This is a genomic window from Sphaerisporangium corydalis (assembly GCF_025506355.1).
Classification (GTDB): Bacteria; Actinomycetota; Actinomycetes; order Streptosporangiales; family Streptosporangiaceae; genus Sphaerisporangium; species Sphaerisporangium corydalis.
This window is the reverse complement of the sequence record NZ_JANZYP010000092.1, coordinates 20,661-30,123: the sequence shown is the minus strand read 5'-3', so window position 1 is coordinate 30,123 and position 9,463 is coordinate 20,661. Positions and strand designations below refer to the sequence as shown.

7 protein-coding genes are annotated in these 9,463 nt (G+C 71.8%); 4 read left to right on the top strand and 3 right to left on the bottom strand.

Translation table 11 applies throughout. From position 1 onward, the window contains the following. Positions 1 to 69 precede the first annotated feature (69 nt). Positions 70 to 1,392: an MFS transporter gene (locus NYZ98_RS38445; protein ID WP_262849911.1), complete on the top strand. Its 1,323-nt coding sequence runs from the start codon at positions 70 to 72 to the stop codon at positions 1,390 to 1,392. A gap of 866 nt (positions 1,393 to 2,258) precedes the next feature. Next, complete coding sequence (locus tag NYZ98_RS38440; RefSeq protein ID WP_262849907.1) at positions 2,259 to 2,822, top strand: hypothetical protein; 564 nt, start codon at positions 2,259 to 2,261, stop codon at positions 2,820 to 2,822. Positions 2,823 to 3,008: 186 nt separating this feature from the next. Here NYZ98_RS38440 and NYZ98_RS38435 read toward each other — a convergent pair whose 3' ends face one another. Next, on the bottom strand, positions 3,009 to 3,869 hold the full coding sequence (locus NYZ98_RS38435) for a class I SAM-dependent methyltransferase (protein ID WP_262849905.1): 861 nt from the start codon (positions 3,867 to 3,869) through the stop codon (positions 3,009 to 3,011). Between the two features lie 155 nt (positions 3,870 to 4,024). Next, the gene (locus NYZ98_RS38430; RefSeq protein ID WP_262849903.1) at positions 4,025 to 4,846 is read right to left on the bottom strand and encodes a helix-turn-helix domain-containing protein; all 822 of its coding nucleotides are present in this window, start codon (positions 4,844 to 4,846) and stop codon (positions 4,025 to 4,027) included. Positions 4,847 to 4,945: 99 nt separating this feature from the next. Here NYZ98_RS38430 and NYZ98_RS38425 point away from each other — a divergent pair, with 99 nt between their 5' ends. After that, positions 4,946 to 6,310 (top strand): MFS transporter, encoded by a 1,365-nt coding sequence (locus tag NYZ98_RS38425; protein WP_262849901.1) that lies wholly within the window; start codon positions 4,946 to 4,948, stop codon positions 6,308 to 6,310. A 129-nt stretch (positions 6,311 to 6,439) separates the two neighbouring features. Here NYZ98_RS38425 and NYZ98_RS38420 read toward each other — a convergent pair whose 3' ends face one another. Further along, positions 6,440 to 8,149, bottom strand: coding sequence for a carbohydrate-binding protein (locus tag NYZ98_RS38420; protein WP_262849899.1), 1,710 nt, complete (start codon positions 8,147 to 8,149; stop codon positions 6,440 to 6,442). A 226-nt stretch (positions 8,150 to 8,375) separates the two neighbouring features. On the opposite strand from NYZ98_RS38420, the gene NYZ98_RS38415 reads away from it, so the two are divergent. Next, on the top strand, positions 8,376 to 9,401 hold the full coding sequence (locus NYZ98_RS38415) for a LacI family DNA-binding transcriptional regulator (RefSeq protein ID WP_262849897.1): 1,026 nt from the start codon (positions 8,376 to 8,378) through the stop codon (positions 9,399 to 9,401). Positions 9,402 to 9,463: the final 62 nt, after the last annotated feature.

The window sequence follows — 9,463 nt, the reverse complement described above, 5'->3', positions numbered from 1 at the left end:
CAACCCGCGAAGCCCACGCGCCAGACGTCTGAGCCCCCACAGCGAACGTCCAAGACCACCGGGCCGGGGGTGGCGGAGACCGGGGGGCGGGGGTATTGGGGGGTTTTTGCGGTTGGGGAGTTCCGGGCGGTGTTCGCCGCGCATGCGATGTCGACATTGGGCAGCGTCGTCGGGGAGATCGCTCTGGCGGTGCTGGTCTACCGGCTCACCGGGTCGCCGCTGCTCAGCGCCCTGACGTTCGCGTTCGGCCTGTTGCCGTACGTGGTCGGCGGCACGCTGCTGTCGGCCGTGGCCGACCGGTTCCCGGCGCGCCGGGTGCTGATCATCTGTGACCTGGTGTGCGCCGCGTGCGCGGCGGCGATGGTGCTGCCGGGCGTGCCCGTCGCCCTGCTGCTCGTCCTGCGCTGCGTGATCGCCGCCATCGCGCCGGTCTTCACCGGCACCCGCGCCTCGACCCTCGGCGACATCCTCGGGCAGGGCGACCTCTTCGTCCTCGGCCGCTCGGTTCTCCGAATCGTCTCGCAGACCGCGCAACTGGCCGGATTCGCGATGGGCGGACTGCTGCTGGCCCTCGTACCGGCACGCACGGTCCTCGCGCTCACGGTCGCGACGTTCCTGGCGTCCGCCCTCCTCCTCCGCCTCGGCACCCACCCCCGCCCCGCCCGAACCCTGCCCAACCACAACACCGGGCCGGGTGACGAGGTGGACGGAACCGGGCTGGGCGGTGGTAGCGGGTCGGGTGATGGGGTGGTGGTGGGTGTTGGGGGGACGTTGGTGGGGGCGTCGATCGCTGGGGTGCGGTCGCTTTGGGGGGATCGGCGGATTCGGGGGCTGCTTCTGCTGGCCTGGGTGCCGCCGATGTTCGTGGTGGTGTCCGAAGCCCTGCTGACCCCGTACGCGGCCGCGCTCGACCTCAGCCCGGCGGGGCTCGGGCTGCTCATGTGCGGCATGCCGATCGGCGCGATCACCAGCGAAGTCCTGGCCGGTACGCTGCTCGGCCCGCGCGGCCGGGCACGGTTGACGGTCCCGGTCGCGGTCCTCGCGATGGTGCCGTCCATCGGGTACGTTTTCGAGCCCTCACTAGGCGGGGCGCTGGTGTGCCAGATCCTGACCGGATGCGGCATCTCGTACAGTCTCGGGCTGGACCAGTGGTTCATCGCGGCCGTCCCCGATGAGCTTCGCGGTCGGGCGATGACCTTGATGACGGCCGGGCTGATGACGGCCCAGGGTCTCGGCATGACCCTCGCGGGCGCGGCCGCCGAGGCCTTTCCGGTGCATCTGGTCGTCGCCTGTGGAGGGGTCCTGGGCATAGTGTTCGTCTCAGCGGTGCTGCGTTCCGTACGAACGTCGGCCCGCAGCACCGTCCACGGCCACCGCCCGCTCCCCGGCTGAATTCCCAGCCCAACGCGGGCCCAGCCCAACGCCCGTACGGGACCTCCCCCACCCGTCCCGCACGAGGCCCCCAGCCCTTCCGCACAAGAGCCACCACCTTCCCCCGGCCCCCGCCGCCCAGGGCGCCGTCGCCCTGCGCGGCGCCGGGCCCGGTCGGCCTTCCGTAGCCCCCTTCCGCACGGCATTCACCCCTCTTCTCCGTCTCACAGTGCTTCCGCAGGAGGCGCCTACGCGGGGGCGGGGTGTGGTGGAGAACCGGCCTCGCCGTACTTCCCGTCCCACCACATCGGCGCCCACTACCTGCCGGCGTGCGCGAGGAGACGGGGTCGGGAGCCGGTGGGCTTGGGGATGTCGGCAGAGCCGGTAGGCCTTGGGAGAGCTGCCCGAGCCGAAGGCGAGGACCTTCTCCCCCCGGCCCGGCGCCGCACAGGGCGCCGGCCTCGCCGTACCCCGTCCCACCGCGTCGGCGCCCACTACATGCCAGCGGGTGCAAGGAGATGATCGCGGGGCCGGGGCCGGGGTCGGGGGCGCGGGGTCGGGGGGTCGGGAGCCGGTAGGCCTGGGGATGTCGGCAGAGCCGGTAGGCCCTGGGAAGACTGCCCGAGCCGAAGGCGAGGACCTTCTCGGGGTCGCGGGAGCGTGGGGGCACGGGGAGCGGGAGCGAGGGGAACGGGGACCGAGAGGGCGGGAGGTGGGGAGAAAAAATGGGGGGATTGATCGGGTCTTTTAGGTGCAGGTCAAGGTGGGTAATTGGGGGAGTTGATGTGGGGAGTGGGGGTGACGAATCTGTTAGATCGTGTTTCGTCCAAAGTAAAGGGGTAGGAGGCTGAAGTCCGAAATCCCCGATATGTGAAATGAGGTGTGAGATGAAGTTACAGCGATTCATCTCCGTACTCGCCACCGCGGCGACAGGCGCCGTCTTGGTGCTCACCGCTGCCGGTCCGGCGTCCGCCACAACGGCCCAGGCGCCCTCGGCGAAGACCCAGAGCGCAGCCCCCTCCTCCGTGCTGGAGACCCCCGTCAGCGGTACGTTCACCGACGCGGCCGGCGGCACCGGTGCCTTCACCGGCCTCTTCACCCCGACCCAGTTCGTCGGCGACGCGGGCAAGCTCGCGACCGTGGGCACGCTGACCGGAACGCTCACCGACTCGGCCGGCAAGACCCTCGGCACGGTGAACCAGCAGAGCACGGTCCCGACGACCGTGGCCCTGGCGACCTGCGACATCCTGAACCTCGACCTCGGGCCGCTGGATCTGAACCTGCTCGGCCTCCAGGTGCACCTGAACCGGGTCGTCCTGGACATCGTCGCCTCGGCGGTCCCCGGTGGCCTGCTCGGCAACCTGCTGTGCGCCGTGGCCCACCTGCTCGACCCCTTCCAGCTCACCGCTCTCCTGAATCTGCTGAACCAGATTCTCGGACTGCTTCGGTAGCCAGGCCCCGGTAGCCGGCTCCTGGTAGCCAGCTCTCTGGTGAGGGCGCCCGTCACCCGGGCGCCCTCACCCGGCTTCCCGCCAGAGCTCCCCGCCAGAGTTCCCCGCCAGAGTTCCCCGAACGACTCAGTCCGGATCTCAGTCCCGACGTCAGCGCTCCCGGGCTCGGGCTCTCCCAGGCGCAGGTCAGGGGTGGACCCTGGCGTGGGTGAGCAAGGACAGGGCCGAGGGGCGCAGGGCGTCGGTGCGGGTCCACAGGGGGGCGTCGACCGCCTCGCGCTGGCGGGCGTGCTCGACCACCTCCAGGCCGTGTTCCGCAAGGAGGGACGACATGTCCTCAGGTCCGAGAAAGGTCAGCCAGGGTTCGCCCCCCTCGGCGGACACCGGCATGACGGCCTGGACGTACACCTGGCCCGCCTCGTCCCGCAGCTCCTCGGGAAGCATGCTGTCGGCGACGAGCTCGGTGCCCGGCGCGAGGCCGCCGATCACCGCGAGGGTGTGCCCGATGGCCTCGCGGCTGAGGTACATGGTGACGCCGAGCCAGCTCACGAACGCCGGCCTGGCCGGGTCGAACCCGTGATGGACGAGCCGGTCGAGCGGCGATCCCGCCTCGAAATCGAAGGGGACGAAGGTGACGGTGTCCGGTATCGCGAGGCCTTCCTCCCCCAGCACCTGGCGTTTCCACTTCTGGGTGTCAGGGTGGTCGACCTCGAAGACCCGCACCTGGGGGGCCCTGCCGGGCCGGTAGGCGTACGAGTCGAGGCCCGCGCCGAGGATCACGTACTGGCCGATGCCCCGGCGGGCCGCCGCGGCGAGGCGGTCCTCGGTGTAGCGGCTCCGGACGACGGCCGCGGCCCGGGCGCCCGACAGGACGGGGTGAGTGCCGTGGGCGCGGTGGTAGTTGACGAGCTCCTCGGCCCGATCTCCCAGCAGCGCGTACGCCAGCGTGTCGGCGAAGATCGGAGGGCTGTCATCGACGATCAGATGCGCGGCTCGCGCGGCGGCCGCCATGAGGGCGGTGCGGCTTGGTTCTCCATCGAGTTTCACGAAAGGAGAGACTACATATAGTTTTCTTTATCATATCACAAAACAAAAACTTTTATAAGCGCCCGCGAATAACGGTTCGGCGACCCGGCGGTGGTCAGCGGTGGTTTTCGGCACGTGGTATGGGAGCGGGCGCGAACGCCCCTGGGAAACTCCGATCACCCTCGTGACTTATCACGGATGCCATTCCCGGTGGGCGAGAACAGCCGACGAAGATGGCCGGGAGCGTGGCCGGAATCGGCCTTGACCGTCCGGGTCAGATGGGCCTGGTCGGCGAATCCCAGGGTGGCGGCGAGACCCGCGAGATCGGTCTCCCCCTGCTCGATGCGTGCGAGCGCGCGGCTCACCCTGACCCGGTTGCGGTACCGGCTGACCGTCATGCCGGCGTGCCTCCGGAAGGTGCGGCTCAGGTGGGACGGGGACACCCCCAGCGCCCGCGCCAGCCGTACGAGGTCGGCCGACTCGGGGTCGCCGGCCAGGATGGCCTCCCGCGCCCGGTCGGCCAGGTCGGCGCGCGGGGTGTGCGGGGTGTGCGGCGTGTGCGACGCGTCGTCCGGGCGGAGCGCGGCGGCGAGGGTGTGCACGAGCCGCTCGGCGGGATCGGCCGCGTCATGCCCGGCGCGCAGGAGCAGCCGGTGCGCCAGCTCGACCCGGCCGTCCACCGCGACCGGCGGCCCCGGTGGCTTGTCCCCGACGACGGCGTGCCACAGAACGTCCCGCACCATGATGAACGTGCACACGTCGCCGCCGGCGGGGTGCGCGAACGCGTACTCGCGGCCCGGTGTCTGCACGTAGCCCATCGTGGGGTCCGCCGTGAGACGGCGGCCGTCGCCGCTGATCCGGAACATCCCCCGGTGCACGAGCACGATGCCGTACGCCCGGCCCTCCTCAGGCGGCGACCAGCCTTCATGCCGTTCGGTGCACGACACCACGCTCACGGAGAAGTCCGGCGTCCGCACCACCGATCTCGACGTGCGCACCGTCCCACCCTAGAAGACGTGCGCGTCGCCCCACCCTGGAAAGAGGGTGGGCAAGGATCTTCAAGACCGGGTGGTGGTTCGTCGCCCACTCTGGCGGCCATGGTCATCCCCCTGACCCGGCGTCGGCCGGGCACGCTGCTGGCGGTGCTGCTGGCCGGCCAGACGATGGCGTCGATGGACGGCTCGATCGTCACGGTCGCGCTCCCGTCGATCCAGCGCGACCTCGGAGCCGACGGCGCCGCGCTGCAACTGGTCGCCTCGGCGTACCTGCTCACCCTCGGCCTGCTCATCGTGACCGGCGCCCGCCTGGGCGACGTGCTCGGGTACCGGCGCGCCTTCCTCGCGGGCCTGGCCGGCTTCACCGTGGCGTCGCTGCTGTGCGGGCTGGCGCCGTCGGTGCCGGTGCTGGTCGCGGCGCGCGTGCTGCAGGCCGGGGCGGCGGCGCTGATGGTGCCGCAGGTCTTCTCCCTGATCCAGCTCCGCTTCGACGGCACGGCGCGTGACCGGGCGATCGCCTTGTACTCGATGGTGCTCGCCCTCGGGGTGGCCCTCGGCCAGTTCGTCGGCGGCCTGGTGATCGGGGCCGACCTGTTCGGGCTCACGTGGCGCCCGGCGTTCCTGATCAACGTCCCGGCGGGCGTGGTCCTGCTGGTCGCCGGCGCGCGGGCGCTGCCGGCGGCCGCCGGGGTGGTGCGGCGGCTCGACCTCGCGGGGGTCGGGTTGCTCACCACGGCGATGACCGCCCTGGTCACCCCGCTGATCTTCGGCAGGGAGCACGGGTGGCGGCCGTGGGCCTGGGCGTCGCTGCTCGCGGGCGCGGTCCTGCTGGTGGTGTTCGCCCGGGTCGAACGCCGGATCGCCGAGCGCGGCGGGCACCCGCTGCTCGACCTGGACGTCCTGCGACCGGCGGGGGTGCGGCCCGCGCTGGCCGCCTGCTTCGTGGTGATGGGCTGCTACGCGGCGTTCCTGTTCGCGCTCACGCTGCACCTCCAGGGGCATCTGGGCTTCGGGCCGTTCGGCGCGGGGCTGGCCTTCGTGCCGTACGCCGTCGGGTTCGCCGCGCTCAGCCTCACCTGGACGCGGCTGCCGGGCCGGGTACGGGCGGCCCTCCCGGTCGTCGGACCGGCGCTGTTCGCCCTCGCCGCCGTCGTGGTGGTCGCGGTGTCGGGCGACGGCTGGCGGCCGGAAATGACCGTTCCGCTGCTGTTCGTAGCCGGTGCCGGGCACGCGGCCGGGTACGGCCCGCTGATCGCGGGGGTGTCGTCCGTCCTCGGCCCTGAGCGGGCGTCGGCGCTGTCGGCGCTGAACTCCACCGGCCCGGTGCTGGCCTCGGTCGGCGCCATCGCGGGCCTCGGCGGCCTCTACCTGGCGGCCGGCCTGGCCTGGACGACGGCCGCCATCGCCCTGCTGCTCGTCGGCGGCGCGGCCTGCGCCGCCACCGCCCGAGCCGCCTGGCACCGCTGACCACGCCGTACCTGTCACCGCTGACCCGCCGGACCCGTCACCGCTGACCCGCCGTACCTGTCACCGCTGACCAAGCCGTACCCGGCTCCTCCGGCGCCGCGGACCCGGCGCCGGAGGGGCCGTGGAGGGTCAGGTCAGTTCGATGTAGTCCAGTTCCGCGTATCCGGTCCCGCCGGCGAAGTAGGGCGACCCCTTGGCCAGCCGGATCACGTTGAAGCCCGCACGCAGGTTGACGCTGGTGGAGACGGTCGAGCCGAACTGTCCCCACGCGCCGGTGGCCGGGTAGCTGACCGTCGACCAGGCCCCGCCGTTGTAGGCGAGCCCCTGTGTGGCCGTGGCCCCCGACCCGTTCGCGTACCCGATCCGCATCGTGTACGCGCGGGCGGCGGGGACGTTGACCGCGAAGTCCACGTAGCTGTCGGTGCGGAAGTCGCCCGTGTTGTCGATCCGCCCGACGTAGGCGCCGCTGGAGGCGCTGGTGGCGCCCAGCCGGGCGGCCCGGAAGACCGAGGCGTTCTCGGCCTCGTAACGCTGCTGGTAGGAGGGCACCCCGGAGGTCGGCTGGACCACCAGGTGGTAGGCGCTTCCCGCGGCCATGGACGGCACGGCGACGCTCACCTGACCGCCGGAGACCGCGTAGGTGGTGTCCGACAGCGTCGTCGGCGCCGCGACCTGCGTGAACCTGCCGGAGCTCGGCGTCGACTCCAGCCGCACCCTGACCGTGCTCCCGAGAGCGCCGAGCCCGGTCAGCCTGACGGTGTTCGCGCCCGACTCGCCGCCGAAGACGACGTTGACGATCTTGCGGGTCGGGTCGTACGACGCGAAGCCGTCGAGGCCCGTCTGGGAGGGCGGTGTGGTGGTGACCATGTTGCCGGACATGTCGCCGTACCACTTGTAGAGCCACCAGGTGCCGGTCGGCTGGCCGCCGTTCACCACGAGCCCGTTCATGGTCCCGTACTCGTACCAGAAGGCGCGGTCGGCCGAGTCGACGCCGCCGCGTTCGAGCTTGGCGACGAACCCGGCGACCGTGCCGGGGACGTCCACGGCGGCGGTGCCCGCGTACTCGTTGATGGCGATCGGCCGGGGCGAGATGCCCAAAGACTGCTCCATGGCGCGGTAGGCGGCGATGTCGGCCGCGATGGACGAGGGGTTCTGGCCGAGTTCGTGCCAGCAGACCACGTCCGGGAGGGCGTTGTTGTCACGCGCGTATGTCAGGAACGAGCGTAAGTAGGTGGCGTTGTAGTAGCTGGTGCTGGGCCCGACGATGGGGGTGATCGGGTCACGGGCGCGCACCCGCTGGAAGGTCCGCACCCACCCGGCGTTGAACGCCCCTGCGGCCGAGGTGTTCCAGGTGTAGTCGGGCTCGTTCCACAGCTCGTAGCCCTCGATGTTGCTGACGGAGGTGGCCGCCAGCCGGGCGCTGACCTGGGTGTCCACCTTCGCGAGCCAGTCGTTCCAGCTCACCCAGCGGTAGGGGAAGTCGGGGTAGATGTCGGGCATCCGGATGACCACGCCCGCGCCCGTCCTGTCGGCCTGGGGGGCGACCAGGAGCGAGTCGCCGCCGGGCGGCTGACCGTTCGGCCGCTGCTGGACGCCGGGGGCGGGCTGGGTGAAGTTGCGCGGGTGGACCGGCAGCAGCATGGAGTCCGGGGGCCTATTGCCCTCGGCCAGGCCGTAGAGGCCGCCGGACGCCGCGTGCGTCACCGGCCGGAACGGCGCGGCGACGTTGACGACGAGCGTCGCGCCGGCGGCGTACGCGGGGAGGGCGGCGGCCTGCGCGGCCATTCCGGCGCAGACGGCCAGGCAGGCCGCCGCGATGGAGCGGGCTTTTCGTCTCATGGGTCACCTCGGTGCAGGAAGGGACGGGAACGAAGAGGTCGTTTCTGGGTCCGCTGGTTTGCCCCCCGGCCTTCGAAAACCTTTTCGGCAGACTAGACACGAAGTGCGCCGAACGTCAAGAGTCCGTTCCATGGAGTTAACATGAGACGCTATAGTCGCTGCTAGGAAGGTCCCCCCTCTGTTCTCCGGCGTGCAAGTTCCGCCGAAATTGATCGAAAGGATTTCGGTGGCCAGACGACGTTCGAGCGCCGTGACGCTCACCGACGTGGCCCGGCGCGCCGGTGTCTCGGTGGCCACCGCCTCCAAGGCGCTCAACGCGCGCGACGACGTCGCGGCCGACACCCGGCACCGCGTCCAGCAGGCGGCCGAGGAGCTGGCGTTCCAACCCAACGCGCTCGCGCGGGGCCTGATCTCGGGGACCAGCCGCACGGTCGGCCTGCTGACCGACGAGCTGGCCGGGCGCTTCGCCATGCCCGTCCTGCTCGGCGCGGAGAACGCCCTGGGCAACGGCCAGATGTCGGTCCTGCTGTGCGACACGCGCGGCGACACCTTCCGGCGACGGCACTACATCCGCACCCTCCTGAGCCGGCAGGTCGACGGCCTGCTCATCGTCGGCGACAAGAACGACATGCGCCCCTCGCTCACCGAGGGCATCCCCGTGCCCGTCGTCTACGTGTACGGCGAGTCGGACGACCCGGACGACCTGTCGATCCTCGCCGACGACGAGGGCGGCGCGCGGCTGGCCGCCGAGCACCTCGTCGCGCTGGGCCGGCGGCGCGTCGCGCACATCACCGGCGAGGAGGGCTACCGCGCCGCGCGCGACCGCGCCGCCGGGCTCGGGGCCGTGCTCGGCGAGGCGGGCCTGCCGCTCGTGGGCGGCGTCCCGATGTACGGCGCGTGGTCGCAGAGGTGGGGACGGCACGCGGCGAGCATGCTGCTGAGCGCGCACCCCGACGTGGACGCGATCCTGTGCGGTAGCGACCAGATCGCCAGCGGCGTCATGGAGACCCTGTGGGACTTCGGCAGGCGGGTGCCCGAGGACGTGGCGGTCGTCGGCTACGACAACTGGGAGATCTTCGCCGCCGAGTGCCGCACACCGCTCACCACCGTCGACCTCAACCTGGAGCAGCTCGGGGCCATCGCGGCCGAGCATCTGATCGCGGCCCTGGACGGCGACCGGCGCACGGGCGTCATCCGCCACCCCGGCCGCCTGGTCCTGCGCGAGTCCACCGGCCCTCGCACCAGCGCCTGACCGGCGGGAGCGTACGGCCGGCGGGGCGGGATCGTGCCGCGTGGGCGCCGTCGTAGGTCGGA